General features: G+C 69.4%; 21 protein-coding genes. 15 read left to right on the forward strand and 6 right to left on the reverse strand.

Annotated elements, in window-relative coordinates:
• Positions 1 to 9: 9 nt before the first annotated feature.
• The 5 genes from OHA25_RS10180 to OHA25_RS10200 are packed head-to-tail and all read left to right on the forward strand — an operon-like array spanning position 10 to position 7,238.
• Positions 10 to 837 carry a carbohydrate ABC transporter permease gene (locus OHA25_RS10180; RefSeq protein ID WP_327587323.1) on the forward strand — a complete coding sequence of 276 codons (828 nt, stop codon included), beginning with the start codon at positions 10 to 12 and terminating at the stop codon, positions 835 to 837.
• Positions 834 to 1,643 (forward strand): carbohydrate ABC transporter permease, encoded by an 810-nt coding sequence (locus tag OHA25_RS10185; protein WP_327587324.1) that lies wholly within the window; start codon positions 834 to 836, stop codon positions 1,641 to 1,643. Before OHA25_RS10180 ends, OHA25_RS10185 begins: the two co-directional genes overlap by 4 nt.
• Positions 1,643 to 4,573 (forward strand): glycoside hydrolase family 38 C-terminal domain-containing protein, encoded by a 2,931-nt coding sequence (locus OHA25_RS10190; protein ID WP_327587325.1) that lies wholly within the window; start codon positions 1,643 to 1,645, stop codon positions 4,571 to 4,573. The genes OHA25_RS10185 and OHA25_RS10190 overlap by 1 nt, the downstream gene beginning before the upstream one ends.
• Complete coding sequence (locus OHA25_RS10195) at positions 4,560 to 5,792, forward strand: enolase C-terminal domain-like protein (protein ID WP_327587326.1); 1,233 nt, start codon at positions 4,560 to 4,562, stop codon at positions 5,790 to 5,792. The genes OHA25_RS10190 and OHA25_RS10195 overlap by 14 nt, the downstream gene beginning before the upstream one ends.
• Positions 5,793 to 5,801: 9 nt before the next feature.
• Positions 5,802 to 7,238 carry a S10 family peptidase gene (locus OHA25_RS10200; RefSeq protein WP_327587327.1) on the forward strand — a complete coding sequence of 479 codons (1,437 nt, stop codon included), beginning with the start codon at positions 5,802 to 5,804 and terminating at the stop codon, positions 7,236 to 7,238.
• Here the strand turns inward: OHA25_RS10200 and OHA25_RS10205 are convergent.
• The 5 genes from OHA25_RS10205 to OHA25_RS10225 form a co-directional block, all read right to left on the reverse strand.
• Positions 7,197 to 8,045, reverse strand: a complete 849-nt coding sequence (locus tag OHA25_RS10205) for a hypothetical protein (RefSeq protein ID WP_327587328.1) — start codon at positions 8,043 to 8,045, stop codon at positions 7,197 to 7,199. The genes OHA25_RS10200 and OHA25_RS10205 overlap by 42 nt on opposite strands.
• Positions 8,046 to 8,107: 62 nt before the next feature.
• The gene (locus OHA25_RS10210; RefSeq protein WP_305917352.1) at positions 8,108 to 8,527 is read right to left on the reverse strand and encodes a peptidase inhibitor family I36 protein; all 420 of its coding nucleotides are present in this window, start codon (positions 8,525 to 8,527) and stop codon (positions 8,108 to 8,110) included.
• Between the two features lie 252 nt (positions 8,528 to 8,779).
• Complete coding sequence (locus OHA25_RS10215; RefSeq protein WP_327587329.1) at positions 8,780 to 9,550, reverse strand: SDR family NAD(P)-dependent oxidoreductase; 771 nt, start codon at positions 9,548 to 9,550, stop codon at positions 8,780 to 8,782.
• Positions 9,547 to 10,557 (reverse strand): DUF4432 family protein, encoded by a 1,011-nt coding sequence (locus tag OHA25_RS10220; RefSeq protein ID WP_327587330.1) that lies wholly within the window; start codon positions 10,555 to 10,557, stop codon positions 9,547 to 9,549. Before OHA25_RS10220 ends, OHA25_RS10215 begins: the two co-directional genes overlap by 4 nt.
• A complete protein-coding gene (locus OHA25_RS10225; RefSeq protein WP_327587331.1) occupies positions 10,554 to 11,720 on the reverse strand; it encodes a DUF4185 domain-containing protein in 1,167 nt (388 codons plus the stop codon). The genes OHA25_RS10220 and OHA25_RS10225 overlap by 4 nt, the downstream gene beginning before the upstream one ends.
• Positions 11,721 to 11,851: 131 nt before the next feature.
• On the opposite strand from OHA25_RS10225, the gene OHA25_RS10230 reads away from it, so the two are divergent.
• From OHA25_RS10230 to OHA25_RS10245, 4 genes are all read left to right on the forward strand, one after another.
• Positions 11,852 to 13,462, forward strand: coding sequence for an ABC-F family ATP-binding cassette domain-containing protein (locus OHA25_RS10230; protein WP_327587332.1), 1,611 nt, complete (start codon positions 11,852 to 11,854; stop codon positions 13,460 to 13,462).
• Positions 13,463 to 13,526: 64 nt separating this feature from the next.
• Positions 13,527 to 14,336 (forward strand): hypothetical protein, encoded by an 810-nt coding sequence (locus tag OHA25_RS10235; RefSeq protein ID WP_327587333.1) that lies wholly within the window; start codon positions 13,527 to 13,529, stop codon positions 14,334 to 14,336.
• A gap of 111 nt (positions 14,337 to 14,447) precedes the next feature.
• Positions 14,448 to 15,986: an RNA polymerase sigma factor gene (locus OHA25_RS10240; RefSeq protein WP_327587334.1), complete on the forward strand. Its 1,539-nt coding sequence runs from the start codon at positions 14,448 to 14,450 to the stop codon at positions 15,984 to 15,986.
• 132 nt (positions 15,987 to 16,118) lie between these two features.
• Positions 16,119 to 17,216 carry a C40 family peptidase gene (locus OHA25_RS10245; RefSeq protein ID WP_327587335.1) on the forward strand — a complete coding sequence of 366 codons (1,098 nt, stop codon included), beginning with the start codon at positions 16,119 to 16,121 and terminating at the stop codon, positions 17,214 to 17,216.
• A gap of 4 nt (positions 17,217 to 17,220) precedes the next feature.
• Here OHA25_RS10245 and OHA25_RS10250 read toward each other — a convergent pair whose 3' ends face one another.
• Positions 17,221 to 17,715: an inorganic diphosphatase gene (locus OHA25_RS10250; protein ID WP_327587336.1), complete on the reverse strand. Its 495-nt coding sequence runs from the start codon at positions 17,713 to 17,715 to the stop codon at positions 17,221 to 17,223.
• An 85-nt stretch (positions 17,716 to 17,800) separates the two neighbouring features.
• On the opposite strand from OHA25_RS10250, the gene dacB reads away from it, so the two are divergent.
• The 6 genes from dacB to folE all read left to right on the forward strand — a co-directional run bounded on the left by dacB (position 17,801) and on the right by folE (position 24,977).
• Positions 17,801 to 19,225 (forward strand): D-alanyl-D-alanine carboxypeptidase/D-alanyl-D-alanine endopeptidase, encoded by a 1,425-nt coding sequence (gene dacB / locus OHA25_RS10255; protein ID WP_327587337.1) that lies wholly within the window; start codon positions 17,801 to 17,803, stop codon positions 19,223 to 19,225.
• 69 nt (positions 19,226 to 19,294) lie between these two features.
• Positions 19,295 to 20,371, forward strand: a complete 1,077-nt coding sequence (locus OHA25_RS10260) for a zinc-dependent metalloprotease (protein ID WP_305917342.1) — start codon at positions 19,295 to 19,297, stop codon at positions 20,369 to 20,371.
• Positions 20,372 to 20,577: 206 nt separating this feature from the next.
• Positions 20,578 to 21,579 carry a tRNA lysidine(34) synthetase TilS gene (gene tilS, locus OHA25_RS10265; RefSeq protein WP_327587338.1) on the forward strand — a complete coding sequence of 334 codons (1,002 nt, stop codon included), beginning with the start codon at positions 20,578 to 20,580 and terminating at the stop codon, positions 21,577 to 21,579.
• 10 nt (positions 21,580 to 21,589) lie between these two features.
• Positions 21,590 to 22,141, forward strand: a complete 552-nt coding sequence (hpt, locus tag OHA25_RS10270; protein WP_305917340.1) for a hypoxanthine phosphoribosyltransferase — start codon at positions 21,590 to 21,592, stop codon at positions 22,139 to 22,141.
• 237 nt (positions 22,142 to 22,378) lie between these two features.
• The gene (gene ftsH, locus OHA25_RS10275; protein WP_327587339.1) at positions 22,379 to 24,376 is read left to right on the forward strand and encodes an ATP-dependent zinc metalloprotease FtsH; all 1,998 of its coding nucleotides are present in this window, start codon (positions 22,379 to 22,381) and stop codon (positions 24,374 to 24,376) included.
• 22 nt (positions 24,377 to 24,398) lie between these two features.
• Positions 24,399 to 24,977: a GTP cyclohydrolase I FolE gene (gene folE, locus OHA25_RS10280; RefSeq protein WP_305917338.1), complete on the forward strand. Its 579-nt coding sequence runs from the start codon at positions 24,399 to 24,401 to the stop codon at positions 24,975 to 24,977.
• The last annotated feature ends 9 nt before the right edge of the window (positions 24,978 to 24,986 follow it).

The raw sequence follows: 24,986 nt of genomic DNA on the forward strand, positions 1-24,986 counted from the left end.
CGTGCCCCAATGCTGGGGCGGTTACGGCACGGGTATGTGGCGCCGGCGGCCATTCTGGTCGCGGTGCTGCTCTACGCGCCGTTCGTGTGGACCGCCTACCTGAGCCTCACCCGCTACGACGGGCTGGAGCCGCCCGCCTGGACCGGCCTCGCCAACTTCGGCAAGTTGATCGAGGACCCGGCGCTGCTCACCTCGACCCGCAACACGCTCATCTGGGTGGCCGGCACGATGGTGCTGCCGGTCGGGCTGGGCCTGCTGGTCGCGGTCCTGTCGTACGACATCAAGGGCGGCGCGTGGTACCGCGTGCCGTTCATGTTGCCGTACGCGCTGAGCGGCGCGGGCCTGGCCATGGTGTGGAGCCCGATCCTGTCGCATGACGGGATCGCCAACCTGCTGCTCGGTGTGGACACCGCGTTCTTGCAGGAAGCGCCGCACAACACCCTCGCCATGCTGCTGGTGTGGACCTGGCAGCAGTTGGGCGTCAACACGTTGTTGTTCGTCGTGGGCCTGCAGTCCATCCCCAAGGAGCCGATCGAGGCCGCGCGGCTGGACGGGGCCTCGGGGTGGCGGCTGTTCAGGCACGTGATCTGGCCGCTGATGAGGCCGCTGACGGCGGTCGTGGTCGGGCTGGCGCTGGTGGCCAGCCTGAAGACGTTCGACATCGTGTGGGTGCTGACGCAGGGCGGCCCGGGGCGCAACTCCGAGACGCTGGCGGTCACCATGTACAAGGAGACGTTCGTGGCCAGCGAATATGGCTATGGCTCGGCCGTGGCGGTGCTGCTCACCGTGGTCACGGGGCTTGCGTCCTACCTCTACCTGAGGAGGCAGGTCCGATGATCCGCAGGGCTGTGCTGATCGTGCTCGGGCTGATCTGGCTCGGGCCGACGTATCTGCTGCTGGTCAACGCCTCGCGGCCGGCGACGTCGTACGATCCCGCCCGCGCCTGGGTTCCCTCCGGCGACTTCTCGCTGCTGGAGAACTTCGGCCAGGCCATCGAGGGCGCCAACCTGGGCGGAAGCCTGGCCAGCACCGCGCTCTACAGCATCGTCTCGCCGCTGCTCGGCGTGATCATCGGTGCGCTCGCCGGGTACACCATCGTGGTGCTGAGGCTGCGTCATGGGTTCTGGTGGTTCCTGCTGATCTTCGGCGGCACCGTCTTCCCCTCGCAGATGTTGCTCGTGCCGCTGTTCGTCAGCTACAGCGACGCCGGTCTGTACGACACCCACCTCGGCATGATCCTCATCTACACGGCGATCAACGTGCCGCTGGGCGCGTTCGTGCTGCGGAACTTCTACTCCGGCATCGCGTTCTCGATCTTCGAGGCGGCGCGCATGGACGGCGCCTCGACCTGGCGCATCTTCTGGCGCATTTACCTGCCGATGTCGCTGAGCGCGCTGATGGCCGTGTTCATCCTCGAGTTCACCTTCATCTGGAACGACCTCGTCTTCGGCCTCACCCTGAGCCAGACGGAGAACGTACGACCGGTGATGACCGCCATCGCCGGGCTCATGACCGACGTCTACGCCGGCACCCCGGTGCCCGTCGGCCTGGCGGCGGGCCTGGTGGTCTCGCTGCCGACCGTCGTGTTGTTCCTCGCCACCCAGCGCCTCTTCGCCCGAGGCCTGTCTCTAGGGAGTGTGTGATGACCAGCCGGTTGCTCCAGCGGAGCCTGGGTAGCCCCGACTACGACGGGATCAGGCAGGCGCTGCGGGACGACACCTCGACGCCCGTCATCAGCGTGCGCGGGCTGGAGGTGCGGGTGGCCGTGTTGCCGCTGTTCACCCACGACGGCCGGCAGGCGGTCAGGGTGTCGAGCACCGAGCCGCTCACGCACGTGCTGGTGGGGGTGGACAGCGCGTCGGGCAGGGACGTGACGTTGCTCGTCCCCGAGGTGGACGCGCCGCGGGTGCTCACGCTGGAGAGCCGCGACGACGCCGGCGTGGTCGGCAGCGCCCGGATCACGGTGACCCCGCAGCGTAAGTGGAGCGTGTACGTCGTGCACCACTCGCACCTGGACATCGGCTACACCGACCCGCAGGGCACCGTGCTCCGCCACCACCTGGACTACCTCGACGCCGCGCTGCGGCTGGCGGAGGAGACCGCGTCCTGGCCGGACGACGCCAAGTTCCGGTGGACGGTCGAGTCGTCGATGCCGGCGGTGAAGTGGCTGGCCGCGCGCCCGGCCGAGATGGTCGAGTCGTTCGTGCAACGCGGCCGCGAGGGGGTCATCGAGGTGACCGCGCTGCCGTTCCAGCTGCACACGGAGGCGTGCTCGACCGAGGAGCTGCACCGGCAGCTCCGCTTCACCCGGCGGTTCGGGTTCCCGGTCACCTCCGCCATGCACACCGACGTTCCCGGCGCGGTCGTCGGGCTGGTGGACGCGCTCAGCCAGGCCGGGGTGCGCTACCTGGCGGCGGCGCACAACTGGGCCGGGCGTTCCGTGCCTTACCTGCACGGTGGCGACAAGCTGACCAGGCCGTTCCGGTGGCGGGCGCCGAGCGGGAACGAGCTGATCGTGTGGTTCACCGACACGCCGCACGGGATGGCGTACATGGAGGGCAACACGGTCGGGCTGACCGACTCCTACGAGCTGGCCGACGACCTGCTGCCGCGGTATCTGTCGGCGCTGGCGACCCGCGGTTACCCGTACGGGCCCGGCACGTTCGGGTGGCAGGGGCCCGACGCGCCGCGGGAGCCGTACGAGCTGGATGTGCTGCACCTGCGGGTGCAGGGCGCGCACGCCGACAACGCGGGACCCTCGATCGTGCCGGCGTCGATCGCCCGCAGGTGGAATGAGGAATGGGCCTACCCGCGCCTGCGCTCGGCGGTCAACAGCGACTTCTTCCAGCACGTCGAGGAGCGTTACCTCGACCGGCTGGCGGTGCACAAGGGCGACTGGACCGACTGGTGGGCCGACGGGCTCGGCTCGGGTGCGCGTCCGCTGGGCTACGTCCGCCGCGCCCAGTCCGCGCTGCGCGTCGCCGAGACGCTGCACACGCTGGCCGGGGCCGATGCCACCGAGGAGATCGACGCCGCCTACGACAAGGTCGCGCTGTTCAACGAGCACACCTGGGGCGCGGCCAACCCGTGGGAGGACGCCGAGGAGGCCGGGGATTCCGGCGGTCTGCAGTGGACCCGGAAGTCCTCGGGGGCCTACCAGGCGCAGGATGACGCGGCCGACCTGCTGCACGCGGCCGTCAGACGGTTCGCGGCGGCGTTGTCGGAGGCGGGGACCGAAGGCGGACCTCTGGCCTCCTTCGCCGTCTTCAATCCTGCGACCCGGGCGCGGACCGACGTCGTGCGGACGTTCCTGCCGCGTGACGTGGTGGGCGTGGAGGTGCCGATCGCGCTGGTGGACGCGCGGACCGGGGAGACGGTCCCGCATCACGAGGAGTTCGTGGACCCGGACGACTGGCCGACCCGGCCGATCGGGCGGCACGTGCACGCGGTCGTGCCCGACGTGCCCGGGTACGGCTACGTGCGGCTGGACGTCGTTCCCGGCGACGCCCAGGCCCCCGAGCCGGTCGACCTGGGTGACAGCCCAGCGATCGAGAACGAGTTCTTCCGCGTGGCCTACGACGTGCGCGAAGGCTACATCAGCTCGATCTTCGACAAGCGGGCGGGCCGCGAGCTGGTCAACGGGGACGCCGCCGCCGGATTCGGCCAGTACGTGTACGACCAGTACGCCACCGCCCCGCATTTCAACCATTTGTCCGGACATGTTGGGGCGCATGATCGTACGCTCCTCGGCGACCGGGCCATCGGCCGGCACGCCACGATCACCAAGTGTCAGCGCACGGCCATCGGCGAGAAGCTGGTCGTGGAGCTGCACGGCAAGGGCGTGGACTGGATCCGCACCACGATCGAGCTGCACTACGGCGTGCCCAGGCTGGACCTCACCTACCAGCTCGCCAAGCAGGGCACCCCGGCCAAGGAGGCGGTGTTCCTGGCCTTCCCGTTCGCGGCCGGACCGGCCACCGCCTGGGAGCTGACCGGCGGCGTCGGCGGGCCCGACGTGCCCCGCGTGCCGGGCTCGGCCGAGTACATGTTGCCGATCAGGCACTGGATCGCCTTCGAGGACCCTGAGCTGACCATCGCCTGGGCCACGCTGGAGGCGCCGCTGGTGCAACTGGGCACCATCCACATGCCGTACGCGCCGTTCCCGCCGACCCTCGATCATGAGGACGGCACGGTCTACTCGTGGGCGCTCAACAACATCTGGGACACCAATTTCCCGGCGCAGCAGCAGGGCGAGACCACCTTCAGGTACGCCGTCACCTCGGACGTCGGCGCCGCAGGCCGACGGCTGGGCGCGGCGGCGGCCGCCGGGCTGACCGAGCCGTTCGTCGGCGCGCTGATCACCGACAGCCCGGCAGCCACCGAGACGTACGCCTCGGTGGACCATCCGGATGTGCTCATCACCTCGATCGGGAAGGACAGTGTCAGGCTCCAGTCGCTGGCCGCCGAGCCGGTCGAGGCGACCATCACCATGCCAGGTCGTGAGCCGGTCGAGGTACGGCTGCCCGCCTGCGGGGTCGCCGTCATTGGAGGACGCGCTCATGAAGATCGTTGACATCCGGGCCACGACGGTCGCGGTCCCGCTGGAGGCGCCGCTGCGGCACAGCAACGGCGCGCACTGGGGGCGGTTCGTCCGGACGATCGTCGAGGTCGAGGCCGACAACGGGCTCGTCGGCCTCGGGGAGATGGGCGGCGGCGGGGAGAGCGCCGAGGCCGCCTTCCGCGCGCTGATGCCGTATCTGAAGGACCACGACCCCTTCCAGCTGGAGGCGCTGCGCTTCAAGATCGCCAACCCCACGGCCTCGCTCTACAACAACCGCACACAGCTGCTGGCCGCCATCGAGTTCGCCTGCATCGACCTCATCGGCCAGCAGCTCGGGGTGCCCGCCTGCGACCTGCTCGGCGGCCGCCTCCGCGACGCGGTGCCGTTCTCCTCCTATCTGTTCTTCCGGTACGCCGCCGCCGGCCACGGCGAGATCCGCACGCCCGAGCAGCTCGTCGAGCACACCGCGCAGCTCAAGGCGGCGCACGGGTTCACCGTGCACAAGCTCAAGGGCGGCGTGTTCCCACCGGACTACGAGCTGGAGTGTTACCGGGCGCTGGCCGAGGCGTTTCCCCGGGACCGGCTCAGGTACGACCCGAACGCCGTGTTGTCGGTGGCCGAGGGCCTGCGGTTCGGCCGGGCCATCGAGGACCTGAACAACGACTACCTGGAGGACCCGGTCTGGGGGCTCGAAGGGCTCAGGGCCGTGCGCGAGCAGGTCAAGGTGCCGCTGGCGACGAACACCGTGGTCGTCAACTTCGAGCAGCTCGCCTCCAACGTGCTGCGCAGGGCGGCCGATGTGGTGCTGCTCGACACGACGTTCTGGGGCGGGATCAGGCCGTGTGTGAAGGCGGCGGGCGTGTGCGAGACGTTCCAGCTCGGCGTGGCCGTGCACTCGTCGGGGGAGCTCGGGATCCAGCTCGCGACCATGCTGCATCTCGGGGCCGTGCTGCCGAATCTCACCTACGCCGCCGACGCCCACTATCACCAGTTGCGTGACGACGTGATCGAGGGCGGCAAGCTGGCCTACGTGGACGGGGCCATCACCGTGCCGTCTGCGCCCGGGCTGGGGGTGCGGCTGGATCGGGACCGAGTCGCCCGCTATGCCGAGCTCTACAAGGAAAAGGGCGGGTATCCGTACGATCGCGACCCTGGGCGGCCCGGCTGGTACGCCACGGTCCCGAACGAACGTTTCGCCGACCCCACCGTGTCCCTGGAAATCGCCCCATAATTGGGCGTTATGTCTGAAGCTACCCAGCCTGTTCCCCCGGCCGACAACCTCGTCACCGCGTCCCACACCCTGCCGTCGGGCGAGGTGTACACCGCCGTCACCGGAACCATGGTGTTGCGCGAGGAGGTGTTCAGCGAAGGCACGTTCGGCGGCCTGCGGCCGAAGGCCGAGATGTTCGTCACCGCGTACACGCTGGCTGGAGCCGACCCGCTGACCAGGCCGGTCACGTTCGCGTTCAACGGCGGTCCCGGGTCGTCGAGCGTGTGGTTGCACCTGGGCGTGCTCGGCCCGCGCCGGGTCGTCATGGGTGACGCGGGGGCGCTGCTGCCGCCTCCGTACGGGCTGGCCGACAACGAGGAGAGCCTGCTGAGGGTGAGCGACCTGGTCTTCATCGACCCGGTCTCCACCGGCTACTCGCGGGCGGCCGAAGGCGAGAAGGCCGAGCCGTACCACGGGTTCACCGGCGACCTGGAGTCGGTGGGCGAGCTGATCAGATTGTGGACCACCAGGAACGGGCGGTGGATGTCGCCCAAGTTCCTGGCCGGCGAGTCCTACGGGACGGTCAGGGCGGCCGGGCTGGCCGATCACCTGCAGTCGCGTTACGGGCTCTACCTCAACGGCGTGATCCTCATCTCGTCGGTGCTCGACTTCGGCACCGGGGAGTTCAACGAGGGCAACGATCTGGCCTACGCCCTCTATCTGCCGACATATGCGGCCATAGCGCACTATCACGGGCTGCATGGCGACCGGCCGCTGGCGGACGTGCTCCGCGAGGCCGAGGAGTTCGCCGACCGCGACTACCTGTGGGCGCTGGCCCGCGGCAGCCGGCTGACGCCCGAGGAACGCGCGGCCGCGGTCGCCAGGATCGCCGCGCTGACCGGGCTGAGCGAGGACTACGTCGACCGCGTGAACCTGCGGATCGAGCACATCAGGTTCTTCACCGAGCTGCTGCGCTCGCGCCGCCTGACCGTCGGGCGCCTCGACGGCCGCTTCACGGGCTGGGATCCCGACGCGGGCCGCGAGCACTTCTCCGCCGACCCCAGCATGAGCGCGATCATGGGGCCCTACAGCGCCGCGCTCAACCACTACCTCCGCGCGGAGCTGGAGTACGCCAACGACCTGCCGTACGAGGTGCTCACCTCGCGCGTGCGGCCGTGGTCGTACAAGGAGTTCGAGAATGCGCACGTCACGGTGGTCGACAAGCTGAGCGCGGCCATGCGGGCCAACCCGCACCTGCGCGTGCACGTGGCCTGTGGCTACCACGACGGGGCGACGCCGTACCACGCCGCCGAGCACACCCTCGCCCACCTGCCCGTGCCCGCCGAGTTGGCGGGCAACGTGGACGTCAAGTACTACGAGGCTGGGCACATGATGTACGTCCACGAGCCCAGCAGACTGCGCCAGTCAGCCGACCTTGCCGCCTTCGTGCGCGGCGAGCACGCTTGACGCTCTTTTGAGGCGATGCTCAAGGTTGGCCCGGAGTGCGGCGAAGCGGTCGGTGTTGTCCCTGATGACGGCCCGTTGCAGCGCCGCGTCCGCCGTGTGCCAGGCGGCCACCAGCCCCGACGCCCACTTGCACTGCGTGTCGGCGATCGCGGTCTGCTTCTCGTCCTCGGTCACGGTGTGTTTCTCCAGGTCCCAGCGGCTGTCGGCGATGGCCGCCTCGGGAGCCGGGTACGAGTGGCCCTCCTGGCTCATGCACGACTGCCAGCGCGTGACGGCGTTCGTCACCGACGGGTTTTTGGCGGATTGCTCCAACGTGAGCGAGTCCTGCAGGGCCAGCCACGGCCAGTCCGCCTTCCGCGCGCCCCGCTCCAGGACAAGCGCCGCCCGATCCAGGCACCCTCGGTTGGCGGCGGTGCCGTACAGGCGGTGGCGGGCGGGCTTGGGCAGCTTGCCCGCCCAGGATCGGGTCGTGTCGGGCGACGACGGCCGGGCGAGGTGGTAGCCGTAACGCCGGGCCGCCTCGGTGTCCACGACGCCGTAGCGGCGGGAGTTGCCGGGTTCCACGGCGGCGATGACGGTCGGGTCCTCGGCAGGCGGCTCGATCGTGACGCCTCTCTTGCGCATGCACCGCACGACCAGGAGATTGTGCGCATTACCTAGAATGGCCTGCTGCTCGGGAGTGGTCTTGTAGGCGTCGAACGGCAGCACCAGCTGCGCCACCGAAGTGACGGCGGACGGTGCCGACGCCTGCTGCTTGGGTTCGCCGGCAGTGCAGCCCGCGACGCCCATCAGCAGTAGCGTGCCCACGAGAAGCTCGCGGCAGCCGGTTTCCGGCGGCCAGACCCGGAAACCGGCACTCCCGGGCCTGGTCAGCCGCACCAGATGTCGAGTGAGCTGGCGCTGTTGTTGCCGACGGCGTTGTTCGCCAGGAACCCATCGTTCGAATTGTGCGTGAACGTGCTGTGGGCGCCGGTGTAGTAGGGGTGCTGCCAGAGAGTGGAGCTGCAGCCGATCCGGTTCCGCACGGAGCTCACCTCGTTGTTCATGGTGCGCCATGAATTGCTGAAGTCCCAATTCAGCCAGTTGTTGTCGGCGAAGTTGGTGTCGTCCTTGACGAAGTCGCGCCAGTGATCGACCTGGCCGCGGTTGTAGTCGAAGCCGGCGTACAGGCAGACGCGACCGCCGTAGCAGGTGGAGCGGGGGCTGGCCACCGCGGTGGCGGCGGGGACGACCACGGTCAACATCGCGGCCGCGGCGACGAAGCCGGCGGCCTTTTTGGATAGCCTCACAGGTCTCTCCTAGATCGGTGAGTCGTTTCGACCACGTAACGTAGCGTGCCGAATCGAATGCGAGACGTTATGACCCGCTGGTCCGATTGCGGCTGCGCGCCCATGGTGGGTCGCGTGCCTGGCACGCCGTCACACTCGTATCAAGGGGGTGACCTGGGAGTTCTTGCTATTGACGCAATAGTTGCCAGCTTTGCAGAAGAGCGGGGGAATTGGTGGGGCGGGCTCGACCCATTCGCGAATTCAGAAAGTGGTCTATTCGGGGAGCGCCGCCGGGTTCTGCGCCAAGAGGCCGCCGTCCACGCGGTGCTCCGCCCCGGTGATGAACGAGGAGCGCGGGCCGGCCAGGAACGCCACCAGCTCCGCCACCTCCTCGGGCCGGCCCACGCGGCCCAGCGGATGGGCGCGGCCCCACTGCCTGACCTGCTCCTCCTGCGACAGCTCGCCCCGCCACAGGTCCGCCGCCCAGCGCAGCATCGGCGTGTCGACCGAGCCAGGGCACACCACGTTCACCCTGATGCCGTCGGCGGCGTGGTCGAGCGCCATGGCCCTGGTCAGGCCGTTGAGCGCGGCCTTGCTCGCGGTGTAGGCGGCCACTCGTGCCTGCGAGGAGAACGCCTGCACCGACGAAATGAGCACGATCGAGCCGCCGCCGCGGGCGCGCAGCCGTGGGATGGCCGCCTTGCACGCCAGGTAGACGCCCTTGAGGTTGATGTCGAGAACCTCGTCCCAGACGTCCTCGGGCGTGTCCTCGACGGTGCCGTACCGTTGCACGCCGGCGCAGGTCACGACGATGTCGAGGCCGCCGAACCTGGTCACCGCCAGGTCCACCAGGTCGCGCATCTCGGCGGCGCTGCGCACGTCGGCGATCCGGCCGACGACGTGTTCGGTGTCGAGCGCGGCGTCCTTGTCCACCCCGCAGAACACCACGGACGCCCCGCCATCGGCCAGGCGGTCGACCACCGCCCGCCCGATGCCCATCGACCCGCCCGTGACCAGCGCCACCTTCCCGCCGAGCTCGCTCATGCCACTACCTCCGCGCGCATCCTCAACACCTTCGTCTCGTACGGGTCCAGGACAAGGGCCGTGCCGTTGGCCACGGCGGCGGCCAGACCGTCGGTCGGCATGCTGGAGAACGGCTCGAGCCCGACCGTGTACACCCGGCCCCACCAGGGGTAGCCGGTGGACGCGCCCAGCTCCTGCCACATCCACAGGTACGGCAGGAGCGACGCATCCCACTCCACCCGCATACCGATATCCCCCGAAATTTCGTACCAACCCTCGTCAAAGCCGGTCAGGTAGACGATGTCGCTCGGCGACCCCGGCTCCTGCACCACGCTGAGGTCGGTCTCGCCCCCTTGAGCGGCGGGCACCCACGGCCACACCCACGGCCCGCCCGCGCGGACTCTGCGGCCGGCCGGGTTGATCGCCGTCGGGTGCGGGACCACCCGGACGCCCTCAGGCAGCCGGATCCTCGCGCCCGGACGCAGGAAGGGGCGCCCGTAGACGATGTGCTGCCCCCACATGGCGTGCAACGTGACCGGGGACTCGTTCGTGGCCATGCCCTCGATCTCCAGCGCGGCCGTCCCCGACCGCAGCCTGAAGACCTTCTCCATCCGGTACGGCAGCCGCCTGGTCCTGACGCCGAGCCGGATCGCAACCTCTTCCTCGGAGTCCGCCACGACCTCGCAGGACCACGGCAGGCCGGCGACCTCGCCGTGCTGGGCCAGCCGCGCGCCTTTGTATTCGCTCGGCGCGCCGCCGTTGGGGAAGATCTCCTGCCAGCCGCCCTCGTAGTGGTCCACGAACTGGGCGACGTCGTCGGCCGCGCCCTGGAGGTGGTCGCGCGGGTGACGCAGGCCATGCGGGGAGAACCAGACGAAGTCCGTGTCCATGGGTTTGTGCAGGAACTCGACGACGTCTCCGCCCTTGTCCGGCACGACGGTCACCCGGAGCCGCTCGTTCTCCAGAACGACCGCCCGCAGCCCGTCGATCACGACGTGCCGCAGGCGGGCCGCCCAGTTGCGCCTCACTGGAAGGTCACGTCCAGGAAGCGCGGCCGGTAGATGGACACGTCGCGGTAGTGGTCGGTGTTCACGAAGCTGTTGACGTTGTACGAGACCACCAGCCCGCCGCCCGCGATCTCGGGGTGGGCGTGGGCGTTGTAGGTGAAGATGTTTCCGTTGGTCTCGGGGGTCGTGTAGACGTGCTGCTTGCCGGTGAACGGCCCGAAGGGCGAGCACGAAGCGTAGGCCACGATGTTGGCGCTCAGTACCTCGGTCGTGTCATGGGTGATCAGGACATATCCGGATCCGACCTTGCTAACGCTGTATTCGTTCGCCACGCCGCTCATGATCCGCGCCGAGTCGGCCTCGTTGGGCGACCAGGTGCCGTCGGCCTTGAGGTACTCCCAGGCGCCCCGGAGGCTCTGGCCCTTGACGCGGGCGATGTGCATGTATTTGGGCGAGCCGAAGTCCTCCACACCGTAGATGTAGGTGTATCCGCCGTCCTTGAGTATTCCTGAGGCCCAGGCCACACCGTGCCCGGACGGCAGGTCGTGCACGCTGATCGGCCGGTTGAGCCGTCCCGGGGCGAACGTGGCGACCACGTTCCGGTGCCAGCGCCAGTCCCACGCGCCGGTGCCGTAGCGCTCGTACTCCTGGTAGGTGACCTCCACGACCCCGCCGGCGAGCGTCGCGTCGCCCGCCCAGTACCAGTGGTTCTTGTCGCGGGGCGGCATCACGGCGGTGGGCTTGGCGGCGGTGCCGTCGTGGATCGTGGACAGCCTGCCGTTGCGCTCGACGGCGAAGGAGTTGTTCAGGAAGACCGTGGTGCCGCCCTCCTCGACCACGGGCGGGCGCGAGCCGTCGGGGTTGACCTGGCCGAGGAAGGTGTCGGAGAAGATCCAGAGCTCCTTGCCGTTCGGCATCCTGAGTGAGTAGGTGCCGTCGGCGCCCGTCCAGTCGTCCAGCCGGCTGTTGTCGTTGCCGTAGGCGGTGAACAGGCTGGTTAAACGCGCGTTCGTGGTCGTGCCCCGGACGGTCGGGGCACAGGGGGAGGCGGCGGTGACCTGTTGTTGTTGCGGTGCGACGCTCGGCACCGGTTTGGGAGGGGCGGCCCACGCGTGCTGCGGCACGGTCGTGAGAGCGATGAACGCGATGGCCAGGGGGGCGAGGGCATTGCGGAATCGGGTCATCACTTGTTCCTTGGGGGAGGGGTGATTCCCTACAGTTCTAGTCATTAGATCACTTAGTGTCTAGGCGTCGCGCCGGACTGCCTGTCGAAAATGTGGTGCCTGGATCGGAGCGCGGCAGCTAACCTGCCGGGATGGGCCACGTCGAAGTAGGACATTTGACATACGTGCTGCCCGACGGTCGGCCTCTGCTCAACGACGTCTCCTTCCGGATCGGTGACGGTGTCAAGGCGGCGCTCGTCGGGCCCAACGGCGCGGGCAAGACCACGCTTCTGCGGCTGATCGCCGGTGACCTGCAGCCGGTCGACGGCAGCGTCGCGAGCTCCGGCGGGCTGGGCGTGATGCGGCAGTTCATCGGCAGCGTGCGCGACGGCAGCAGCCTCCGGGACCTGCTGCTCGGCGTCGCGCCGACCGCGGTGCGGAAGGCCGCCGAGCGGCTCGACGAGGCCGAGTTGATGATGATGGAGCGCGACGACGAGAAGACGCAGATGCGCTACGCGCAGGCCATCGCCGACTACACCGACGCGGGCGGCTACGAGATCGAGGTGTTGTGGGACACCTGTACGGTGGCCGCGCTCGGCGTGCCGTACGAAAGGGTGAAATATCGGGAGGTGTCGACGCTGTCGGGTGGGGAGCAGAAGCGGCTCGTCCTCGAGGCGCTGCTCCGCGGCCCCGACCAGACCCTGCTGCTCGACGAGCCCGACAACTACCTCGACGTGCCCGGCAAGGAGTGGCTGGAGCAGCAGCTCCGGGAGACGCCCAAGACGGTGGTGCTGGTCAGCCACGACCGCCAGCTGCTCGCCAACGCCGCCGACCGGATCGTCACCGTCGAGTCCGGAAACATCTGGGTCCACGGCGGCGGCTTCGCCACCTACGCCGAGGCCCGCAAGGCCCGCAACGAGCGGCTCGACGAGCTGCGCAGACGCTGGGACGAGGAGCACGCCAAGCTCAAGGCCCTGGTCAACATGCTCAAGAACAAGGCCAGATACAACGACGGCATGGCCGCCGCCTACCACGCCGCCCAGACCCGGCTGCGGAAGTTCGAGGAGGCGGGCCCGCCCGAGGTGGCGCCGAGCGAGCAGAACATCAAGATGCGGCTCAGAGGTGGCCGCACCGGCAAACGTGCGGTCATCTGCGAGCAGCTGGAGCTCACCGGCCTGATGCGGCCGTTCGACCTGGAGATCTGGTACGGCGAACGCGTCGCGGTGCTCGGCTCCAACGGCTCGGGCAAGTCCCACTTCCTGCGCCTGCTGGCGGGGGAGCCGGTCGACCACCAGGGCGCGGGCAGGTTGGGCGCCCGCGTGGTGCCAGGGCATTTCGCCCAGACCCACGCCAGACCCGAGCTGATCGGCCGCACGCCGGTCGAGATCGTCATGGCCGAGCACGCCAAGCTGAAGAACGAGGCCATGAAGGCATTGGCCCGCTACGAGCTGGCCGGCCGGGTCGCCGAGCAGCGGTTCGAGACGCTGTCCGGCGGGCAGCAGGCGCGGCTGCAGATCCTCCTGCTCGAGCTGTCCGGGGCCACGCTGCTGCTGCTGGACGAGCCGACCGACAACCTCGACCTGGCCAGCGCCGAGGCGCTCCAGGCCGGGCTCGACGCGTTCGACGGCACGGTGCTGGCGGTCACCCACGACCGATGGTTCGCCGCCGACTTCGACCGGTTCCTGATCTTCGGCTCGGACGGCACGGTCTACGAGTCGGCCGAGCCGATCTGGGACGAGGCCAGGGTCGTGCGGCCCCGTTAAAGAGTTGGTACGGCTGGCGCGTGTCCTCTGCCAGCCGTGCCCATGCTCGGGTTATCACGGCAAAGTGATCCCGCACAGTCGAACCGTCAGCGTACTCGCACTCGGGGCACTCGGGGCGATCTGCCTCGCAGGGTGCTCGAGCGAGGAACGGCCCGTACAACAACTCAAGCCTCTCGCACTCAAGGAACAGGTCTCGAACATAGCCAAGTCCGCGGACGGCTACGCCGTCACCTGGGCCGGTGTGCTCAGCAACGCCAACCCGTGGCACTTCGGCGAGCACGTCGTGGCCACGATCGTCGGGCAGGACGCCAAGGGCACCGAGGTCGTCCGGCTGGACCAGCCGCTCGACGCCGTGCCGCCGGGTGGGTCGCTGGCCTTCACCGGGCAGGCCAGCGCCGCCGAGAAGCCGGCCAAGGTGACCATCCAATACCGTCCCGCACAATGGCGGCCGGCGGCGCGCATCGCCTCGGCTTTCCAGCGGTTCCCTGTCACCCGTGCCCAGACATTGCGCCAGAAAGACGGCTCATACCTTATTACCGGATATGTAGGGAATCCGTATCAGGCATCGGCCAGCAGCCTCGTCGTGAACGCGTTGTTGCGCGACAAGACGGGCAAACTGCTGGGCGGGGGCAGCACGTTCGTGGACGACGTGAAGGCCGGGAGCCCGCCGAGGTTCATCCTCACCGTGTCGGGGCTCCCGCCGCGCACGGACGTCGCCAGGACCGACATCACGGCCAGGACCTGGGGTTCGACCGGCCGTCCCTACGAGGATCTGGCGCTTGGCGGGGCCATCCCCGTGCATACGGTCAAGCCCAAGAGCGAGCCGTTCGAGGTGGACCGGAGCACGCAAGTCGCATCGGTCCATAAGCAGTGATTTGCCGCATAAAGTCCGAAAAATCGGATGAGCTAATCACGCGAAATTCACATGTGCCAGCAGTGCCAAATCGGTGGAACTACTAGTTACGAATCCATTACATTCGGTCACATGACCGACCGCGCCCTGGTGGATGCGCTCCGCGCCCGCCATCCCGGCGCCCCCGCCGCGCTCTATGACGCGTACGCGGAGGACGTCTACCGCTACTGCTGGTCCCTTCTGCTCAGTGCCGACAGCGCACAGGTGGCGCTCCGCGACACGTTGATCGCCGCCGAGGCGCACGCGAGCGCGCTGACCGACCCCGACCGGCTGCGCGCCTGGCTGTATGCGCTGGCCCGGGGCGAATGCCTGCGCCGCCGCGCGGCCGCGCCGCCGGGCGCCGCCGAGGCACTGGCCGAGGCGCCCCCGCTGGACGACCCCGCCGACGCCGACCTTCGGGTCATGGCGTGGAACGCGGTCCAGGGCCTGCCCGTCGCCGACCGGGAGATCCTGGAGCTGTCGATCAGGCACGAGCTGCCCGACCCCGAGCTGGCCCAGGTGCTCGCCGTCCCGGTACGCCAGGTGGAGGAGGCCATGGCGACCGCCCGCGACCACCTGCGTGACGCCATCACCGCCGAAATCCTGGCCAGGAAGGGCCCGTACGACTGCCCGCGGCGGGCCGCCATCCTGTCCGGCTTCTCCGGCGAGCTCACGGCGGGCATGCGAGAGCGCCTGGTCAGGCACCTCTCGCAGTGCGACATCTGCGCGCCGCACCGCGGCCGGCAGGTCTCGGCGACCAAGGTCTTCGAGCTGCTGCCGCGCACGTCGCTGCCCGATGCGTTGCGCATCAGGGTGATGAGCTCCTTCGTCGACCCCGAGCTGCTGCCCTACCGCCGCTACGTCGCCAGGCGTACGGGCGCGCTGGGCGCGGCCGGGTTTCCCCTCCCCGCGGCCAAGAGCGTTCGAAGGTGGCCTCAGGCGCTGGCGAGCGCGCTGGCGGCGGTCGCGGCCGTGGTGGCGATAGCGGTGATCTTCCAGGTGATGGGCAGGGACGGCGTGGGCCTGTCAGGGGGCGCGACGGCCGCGGCCCCGGCGACGGGGGAGCCGCCCGAGATCCGGGTGCCGCGGCAGAGTGAGCCCCAGAACGTGCCGATGACTGTGGAACCCGTGGTCAATCCCACGACCACGCAGCCCGTCCAGCCGCCCGGCTCGTCACCTCAGGGCACCTCATGGCGCCCGCCGCCCATCTCCGCGTCCGAGCCCGCGCCGCCGTCGGCCGGCCCTCCGGTGCGGACTCCGCCACAGCAGCAGCCAGGGCAGCCGCCACAGCAGCAACCAGGAGGGCCGCCCACGTGGCGACCGCCGGCAGGCCCACCGCCCGGCACCCACCCTGGCGGGCACGGTCCCCGGCCACACCCGGGCAAGCCCCGCCCCTGCACCCGCACCTCGTGCCCAACCCACACTCCAACGTCGACCCCGACCGCCACGTCGACCCCGACCGCCACGTCGACCCCGACCGCCACGTCGACCCCGACCGCCACGCCGACTCCGACCAAGACGCCGACGCATCAGAGCTCAGCCCCGACGCCGACGGCGACACCGACCACCACGCCGGCGGAAACGACCACCCCCACGCCCGCCGGCGAGCACACGCCTGCCGAGAACGGCTGAGCCCGTCCCCGGTCATCACCAAGAGCACGCCATGAAGAGCAGCGGATCCCCTCCACTCCGCCGACGTCACGTTACGTGAGCGCTCCAGCGGGAACTGTGTGCATAAAGTAACCACTGTGGTCTGGGGGACCTATGCGCACGTTCCGGGCAGGGCTGCTGGCGTGCTGCCTGTTCGTCGCGCTCTGCCCGCCGGTCCACGCCGAGCCCGCGCCATCCGGGCGTGACGTGGCGAAGGCCCGCGAAGCCGTACGAGAACGGTCGAACGACCTGGCGGCGGCGAGCGCGAAGCTGGCCACAGCGCAGTCGCGGCTCGCGCGGTTGACGGCCGAGGTGGAGCGGCTGGTCGAGGCGTACAACGGGGAGATGGTGCGGCTGCGGAACGCCGAGCAGGCCGCCTCGGAGGCCCAGGCCCGGCTGGCGACGGCCGACGCCGAGGTCGAACGGGCCAGGCAGGACGTCGCGCTGCTGGCGACGCAGACGTACGGGGGATGGGCAACGCTGGAGCCGATCATCGGCATGATCGTCGACCAGGGCGGCGCCGATGGCCGTCTGCACCGGGCAGGCGTGCTCGGGCAGCTCAGTGGCGAGCGGGCGGCGATCCTGGCCCGGTTGCGCGACGCGCAAGTGGTGGCCGCCATCCTACGCACTGAGGCGGTGAACGCCCGGGCCGCGCAGCAGGCCGCCGCCGAGAGCGCTCGACAGGCGAAGATCGCCGCCGAGGCGGCCGTGGCAGGTCAGCGGCGCGAGACGCGGGTGTTGCAGGCCCGTGAGCACCGCCTGCAACAGCGGGTCGACGCGGCACGGTCCCGCGCCGAGCTGCTGGCCAGACGCCGGGAGGCGGCCAAGCTGGTCTCCGGCGGCTCGGCCTTCGGCGACGCGGCGGCCAACTGGGCGCTCACCCAGCTGGGGAAGCCGTACGTGTGGGCGGCCGACGGCCCGGACACCTACGACTGCTCAGGACTGACCATGCGGGCCTGGGAACGCGCCGGAGTGCGGCTCGACCACTGGACCGGCACCCAGTGGACGTCGGGCCCGCACGTGCCGCTGGACCAGCTGCGCCGCGGGGACCTGCTGTTCTTCGCGTACAACACCGGCGACCCCGCCACCATCCACCACGTCGGGATCTACGTGGGCCGCGGCCTGATGGTGCACGCGCCGCAGACCGGTGACGTGGTGCGGGTCGCCTCGATCTGGCGCGGGGACCTCGTGGGCGCCACCAGGCCCCGCTGAAGGATCAGTGATGGTGGCCGGCGTCCTTGGCGCGCTGGAAGGAGCGCTCGATCTCGGCCTCGGCCTCGGTGCGGCCCACCCAGTTGGCGCCCTCGACGGACTTGCCGGGCTCCAGGTCCTTGTAGACCTCGAAGAAGTGCTGGATCTCCAGTCGGTCGAACTCCGACACGTGGTGGATGTCCTGGATGTGATGCATCCGCGGGTCGGTGGACGGCACGCACAGGACCTTGTCGTCGCCGCCCTTCTCGTCGGTCATCCGGAACATGCCCACCGCCCGGCACGTGATGTAGCAGCCCGGGAACGTCGGCTCCTGCAACAGCACCAGCGCGTCGAGCGGGTCGCCGTCCTCGCCGAGGGTGTGCTCGATGAAGCCGTAGTCGGCGGGGTACTGCGTGGAGGTGAACAGGAGCCGGTCAAGCCTGATCTTCCCGGTCTCGTGGTCCACTTCGTACTTGTTCCGTTGCCCCTTGGGAATCTCAACGACAACGTCGAACTCCACCGCGGTTCCTCCGCTCAAGCCACCCGGGTACCCCCGGTCTGGCGTTAATGTCTCGTAGGCGAACTCAAGAGAGAGGGCAGGTGACGTGGCGCGGCACGACCGGTGGGTGATGCTGGCCACTCTCGCCGTGCTCCAGGCCCTGACGATCGTCACCGGTGTTTACGCGATGACCACCGACTTCAGCCTGGGCGCGCTGACGAGGCAGACTTCACCGACCGAACCGACGGCGTCCCCGCAGGAAGGGTCTCCTCCGCCCGTCCCCGTGGTCACCGCGGGACCTGTGCTGGCCCAGCTTTCGGCGAAGTCAGGAGACGGACCTCTCCCGACTAAGGGTACTTTGACGCGGCAGCTCACCAGCGCCCTGGGTGACGATGCGCTCGGCGACCGGGTCGGCGCCGTCGTGCTCGACGCGACCACCGGCGAGCAGGTCTTCGCCTCCAACGCCGACACGCCCATCACTCCCGCCTCCACCACGAAGATCGTCACGTGCGTGGCCGCGCTCGCCTCGCTCGGCCCCGACACCCGCCTGTCCACCAGGGTCGTCCAGGGCGCCAAGCCGGGCGCGATCGTCCTCGTCGGCGGCGGCGACCCGCTGCTCGCGGGCCCCTCGGCGAAGCCGTCGTACCCGAAGCAGGCGAGCCTCGCCACGCTGGCCGCCCGCACCGCCGCGACCCTCAAATCCCAGAACATCAAGAAGGTCACCCTCACCTACGACACGTCGTTGTTCACCGGCCCCTCCACCGCTTCCGGCTGGAAGCCCGGCTACATCCCCGAAGGCAACGTGGCACCGGTCTACGCGCTCGCCATGGACGAGGGCCGCCGGCACCCGCGCTACAACACACCCCGCGTCCCCGACCCGCCGGCCTACGCCGCCACGGCCTTCGCCCGGCTCCTCGCCAAGCAGGGCATCTCCGTGTCGAAGTCCGTACGCCCGGGCAAGGCCCCCGCCGGCGCCGCCGAGCTGGGCAAGGTCGACTCCGCGCCCGTCTACGCCCTGGTCGAGCACGCGCTCACGCACAGCGACAACGACCTGTCCGAAGCCCTGGCCAGGCAGGTCGCGATCAAGGAAGGCCAGCAGGCGTCGTTCGCGGGCGGCGCCAAGGCCGTGACCGCCGTGCTCCAGCGGCTCGGCGTGACCAAGGGCGTCTCGCTCGCCGACGGCAGCGGCCTGTCCACCCACAACCGCATCAGCCCCGGCGCTCTGGCCAAGCTCATCGCCCTGGCCGGCTCCGCGGACCACCCCGGCCTGCACGCCATCGCCTCCGGCATGCCGATCGCGGGCTTCTCCGGCACGCTCGGCAACGGCCGCCGCTTCACCTCCGGCGACAGCAAGGGCGAGGTGGGCCTGGTCCGCGCCAAGACCGGCACGCTCAACCACGTCAACACGCTGGCGGGACTGGCCACGACCAAGGACGGGCGGCTGGTCACGTTCGCGTTCATGGCGGATCGCGTGCCGGTGAACGCCGAGCCCGTGCTCGACCGGCTCGCCGCCATCGTCGCTCGCTCGTAGCGGGACGCTCCTCCTCCAGACACCGGCACTCCTTCGCAGGTTGGGTCTGCACCACGTACGGTGGACGTTATGCAGGTGATCGACTGGGATCTGGCCGTCACGACCGGCACGCGTCTGGTGCGCCCCGGTCCTCTAGTGAGCCGGGAGGAGGCCAGGCAGGCCGTCACCGAGCTCCGCACGCTTTCACGTGAGGCCGAGGGCCACGTGCGCGAGTTCACGAAGATCCACACGGAGACCGCGCCGCAGCCCGCGACCATCGTGGACAGGCCCGGCTGGATCAGGGCGAATGTCGAGGGCTTCCGCGTGGTGCTCGAGCCCCTGACGCAGCGCATGGGCAACAGCTCCAACCCGCCCCCGGCCATCGTCACCGCGGTGGGCTCGCGCATCACAGGCGTCGAGGTCGGGGCCGTGATGGCCTTCCTCGCCTCGCGGGTCCTGGGCCAGTACGAGCTGTTCCTCCCGCCCGACCCCACCGGCCAGGAGCCCACGGGCCGCCTGACGCTGGTCGCCCCCAACATCGTCCACGCCGAGCGCGAGATGGGCGTCGACCCGCACGACTTCCGCCTCTGGGTGTGCCTCCACGAGGAGACCCACCGCGTGCAGTTCACCGGCGTGCCGTGGCTGCGCGAATACGTGCGCTCGCAGATGACCGAGTTCCTGCTCGCCTCCGACCTGGACCTGCCCACGCTGCTCGAACGCCTGCGCAACGCCGCCGACACGGTGGCCGACGTGGTGCGCGGCGGCGAGGGCAACCTGATCGACGCCATCCAGTCGCCGGGCCAGAAGGAGATCCTCGACCGCCTGACCGCCGTGATGACGCTGGTGGAAGGGCACGGCGACTATGTGATGGACGCCGTGGGCCCGTCCGTGGTGCCGTCGGTGGCCGACATCCGCGCCAAGTTCGCCCACCGCCGCGAGGGCGGCTCCCGCCTGGACAAGACGGTGCGGCGGCTGCTGGGGATCGAGGTCAAGATGAAGCAGTATGCGGAGGGGTCGGCGTTCGTGCGGTCGGTCGTCGGCCGGGTGGGGATGGACGGTTTCAACAAGGTGTGGACGTCGCCGGAATCCCTGCCGACTACTCCCGAAATCGCCGACCCCGACGCCTGGATCAACCGCGTCATCGGCACCCCGGCTCTCCCCGCCTGACCCGGGCCTCCCGGCCCTGACCTGCCGGTTGGGCCTGCCCGCCCGCCTGCTCATCGCCCCGCCGATGGGCTGTGGCGGCTGGCCTTCGGAGCGTCGCGTCGGCGGGTTGTGGCGCGGCGGGGGCCGGCGCTTGTGCGCGGTGCCCAGCCTGAGGGCATCGGCTGGTCGGTGCCCGTAGGCGTGGCGACGGGCGGCGACCAGCGACAATGGCACCCGTGGGTCCACATCCAGCCGTAGCCGACATCCGCAGGGCCGTGCGGGAGGCGCTGACCGATCTCCCGCACGAAACCCTGGTCCTGGCGGCATGCAGTGGCGGCGCCGACTCCCTGGCGCTGGCCGCGGCCCTGGGCTTTGTCGCGCCGCGGATGGGGGTGCGGGCCGGCCTCCTGACCGTGGATCACCAGCTCCAACCCGGTTCCGCCGAGCGGGCGCGGCAGGTCGTCGAGCAGGCCGTACGACTGGACCTGCACCCCGCTGAAGTGCTCACCGTCACGGTCGGAGCCGAGGGAGGCCCCGAGGCGGCGGCCAGGGAGGCCCGATACGCGGCGCTCGCCGAAGCGGCCGACCGGCTCCAGGCCGCGGCCGTCCTTCTCGGCCACACCAGGGACGATCAGGCGGAGACGGTGCTCCTGGGACTGGCCAGGGGCAGCGGATTGCGGTCACTGTCCGGCATGGCCGCCCAAGCCGGCCGATACCGCCGCCCGTTCCTCGACCTCCCCAGGGCCACCACCGTTGCCGCCTGCCGGGCCCTGGGCCTCAACCCGTGGGACGATCCTCACAATGAGGATCCCCGGTACACACGGGTCCGCGTCAGGAGAAGGGTGCTCCCCGTTCTGGAGGAGGAGCTGGGCCCCGGGGTGGCCGAGGCGCTCGCCAGGACCGCGCGGCTGGCGCGCGAGGACGCCGACGCCCTTGACGGATGGGCCGAATCGGCGTATCAGGATTGCGCTCTTAGCGATATCGACGGGACCATCACGCTCGCCGTCAAGGAATTGGAGAAGTTGCCCGACGCCGTCAGGCGGAGGGTGTTGCGGCGCGCGGCCATCGCCGCCGGAGCCCCATCCGGCGCCCTTTCCGCCACGCATGTGCTGGCCGTGGATCGGCTGGTCACGCGGTGGCGCGGGCAGAAGGCCGCGGACCTGCCCGGGGGTCTGTCCGCGAGCCGGCGGTATGGCACCCTGATACTCGCCATCAGTCCCCACGCGTAAGGAACCACAGGTGGACGCTGCCGACATGGGCAATGACCTGGAGAAGGTCCTCATCCCGCAGGAGGAGCTCCAGTCCAAGATCATAGAGCTCGCTGGGCGGATCGACGAGGACTACGCGGGCAAGGACGTGTTGCTCGTGGGCGTGTTGAAGGGCGCCGTCATGGTGATGGCCGACCTGGCCAGGGCCCTGCACGTGCCGGTGCAGATGGACTGGATGGCGGTGTCGTCATACGGCGCCGGCACCAAGTCGTCCGGTGTCGTACGCGTGCTGAAAGACCTCGACACCGACATCATGAACCGCCACGTGCTGATCGTGGAGGACATCATCGACTCCGGCCTGACGCTGCACTGGCTGCTGGAAAACCTCAAATCCCGCAACCCGGCGAGCCTGGAGATCTGCACCGCGCTGCGTAAGCCGGACGCGGTGAAGGTGCCGATCGAGGTGAAATACGTCGGGTTCGACATTCCCAACGAGTTCGTCATCGGTTATGGCCTCGACTACGCGGAGCGATACCGGAACCTTCCGTTCATCGGGACGCTCGCGCCGCACGTTTATAAGTAGCCCCTCTTGCCTTGGCCGGGAACATCGCGCAACGTGACGTACGTTGATAGGGCAAGGCCGGTGTAGCGGGCGGTCCCTCCGCGCGCTCTGCCGGTGTACCTTCAGACTCCGGGAGGGTGACCGCGTGTCCCCTTCGGGTAGTCAGAAGTCGCGGTGCCGGATGCCGCGGCCCCGGGCCAGCCCGGGGTTCCAGGCCATGGTCAGGAAGGGACGGGCCCGCAAGGGGTTCCGCATCGGATGGATCTCAAGCGATTTACACGTGGGCCACTGCTGTGGATCCTGGGCATCGTCGTGCTGCTCCTGCTCGTCACCCAGCTGTGGAGTGGCGGCGGTAATTTCAAGCAGGCCGACACGTCCTTGGTTCTCCAGCAGATTCGCGCCGGGAACGTCAGCAACGCCAAGATTGTCGACAAAGACAACCGCATCGAGGTGACGCTGCACAACGCGGTCACGGTCAGGGCGGGCGATCAGCCGACGAAGCTGATCCAGTCGGACTGGGTGACGGGTTACGGCAGCAAGCTGACCGATGAGCTGCAGGCCCAGGTCCAGGCGGGCAAGACCAAGAGCTTCACCACCGAGGTGCCCTCGGAGAACATCCTGGTGAGCCTCCTGGTGAGCTTCTTGCCGATCGTCATCATCGTGCTGCTGTTCCTGTTCATCATGAACCAGATGCAGGGCGGCGGCTCGCGGGTGATGAACTTCGGCAAGTCCAAGGCCAAGCTCATCACCAAAGACACCCCCAAGACCACGTTCGCCGACGTCGCGGGGGCCGACGAGGCCATCGAGGAGCTCCAGGAGATCAAGGAGTTCCTGCAGGCCCCGGCCAAGTTCCAGGCGATCGGCGCCAAGATCCCCAAGGGCGTGCTGCTCTACGGCCCGCCCGGCACCGGCAAGACCCTGCTGGCCCGCGCCGTCGCGGGCGAGGCGGGCGTGCCGTTCTACTCGATCTCCGGTTCGGACTTCGTCGAGATGTTCGTCGGTGTCGGCGCCTCGCGGGTGCGTGACCTGTTCGAGCAGGCGAAGGCCAACGCTCCGGCGATCATCTTCATCGACGAGATCGACGCCGTCGGCCGCCACCGCGGCGCCGGCCTGGGCGGCGGTCACGACGAGCGCGAGCAGACGCTCAACCAGCTGCTCGTCGAGATGGACGGCTTCGACGTCAAGGGCGGCGTGATCCTCATCGCCGCGACCAACCGGCCCGACATCCTGGACCCGGCGCTGCTGCGCCCGGGCCGTTTCGACCGCCAGGTCACCGTCGACCGCCCCGACCTCGAGGGCCGCAAGGGCATCCTCAAGGTCCACGGCCGCGGCAAGCCGTTCGCGCCCAACGTCGACCTCGACGTCATCGCGCGCCGGACGCCCGGGTTCACCGGCGCCGACCTGGCCAACGTGATCAATGAGGCCGCCCTGCTCACCGCGCGGGCCGACCAGAAGCTGATCACGATGGACGTCCTCGAGGAGTCGATCGACCGCGTCATGGCAGGGCCCGAGCGCAAGTCGCGGGTCATGTCGGACAAGGAAAAGAAGATGATCGCCTACCACGAGGGCGGTCACGCGCTGGTGGCGCACGCGCTGCCCAACTCCGACCCGGTCCACAAGATCACGATCCTGTCCCGCGGCCGCGCCCTCGGTTACACGATGACGCTGCCGATGGAGGACAAGTTCCTGGCCACCAGGTCGGAGATGATGGACCAGCTCGCGATGTTGCTCGGTGGCCGTGCGGCCGAGGAGCTCGTCTTCCACGAGCCGACCACTGGCGCCTCCAACGACATCGAGAAGGCCACGGCCGTCGCCCGCCGCATGGTGGTCGAATACGGCATGAGCGAGCAGCTCGGCGCCCGCAAGTTCGGCAGCGGCAACGCCGAGGTGTTCCTGGGCCGCGAGATGGGCCACGAGCGCGACTACTCCGAGAAGATCGCTTCCACGATCGACGAGGAAGTCCGCCGGATGATCGAGACGGCGCACGACCAGGCGTGGGACATCCTGGTCGAATACCGCGACGTGCTCGACAACCTGGTGCTCGAGCTCATGGAGAAGGAGACCCTCTCCCGCGAGATGGTGCTCGAGATCTTCTCGCCGGTGGTCGTCAAGGAGCACCGCCCGTCCTACGCGGGTTACGGCAAGCGGCTCCCCTCGGACCGCCCGCCGATCCTGACCCCGAAGGAGAAGCAGTCGGCCAACGGCTCCCTCACCGCGGGCCACCAGGACGCGTTGCCCTCCGGCGACTCCTTGTGACCCAGCACGGAAAGATGTTTGCGTGACACAGCACGATGTTGACCTGGGCAGGATCGAGAAGGCCGTCCGCGAGATCCTCTACGCCATAGGCGAGGATCCCGACCGCGACGGTCTCCTCGAGACGCCTGCCCGGGTCGCCCGGGCCATGGCCGAGCAATATTCAGGGCTCGGCCAGACGCCGGAAGACGTGCTGACCAAGGTGTTCGACGTCGATCACGACGAGATGATCCTGGTGAAGGACATCGAGGTCTATTCGACCTGCGAACATCATCTGGTGCCCTTCCACGGGTTGGCCCACGTGGGCTATATCCCTAATGAGAAGGGGCAGGTCACGGGTCTTTCCAAGCTCGCCAGGCTGGTCGATGTCTATGCCCGCCGCCCCCAGGTCCAGGAGCGCATGACCTCCCAGATCGCCGACGCGCTGATGCGGGTCCTGGAGCCGCGCGGGGTGATCGTGGTCGTCGAGGCCGAGCATTTGTGCATGACCATGCGTGGCGTACGCAAGCCAGGCGCCAGGACCGTCACCTCGGCGGTCCGCGGGGACTTTCGCACCAGCGACAAGACCCGTGCCGAGGCGATGGCACTCATCCTCGGCAGGTAAGGATCGTTA

The sequence above is a fragment of the Nonomuraea sp. NBC_00507 genome, assembly GCF_036013525.1.
Taxonomy (GTDB): domain Bacteria; phylum Actinomycetota; class Actinomycetes; order Streptosporangiales; family Streptosporangiaceae; genus Nonomuraea.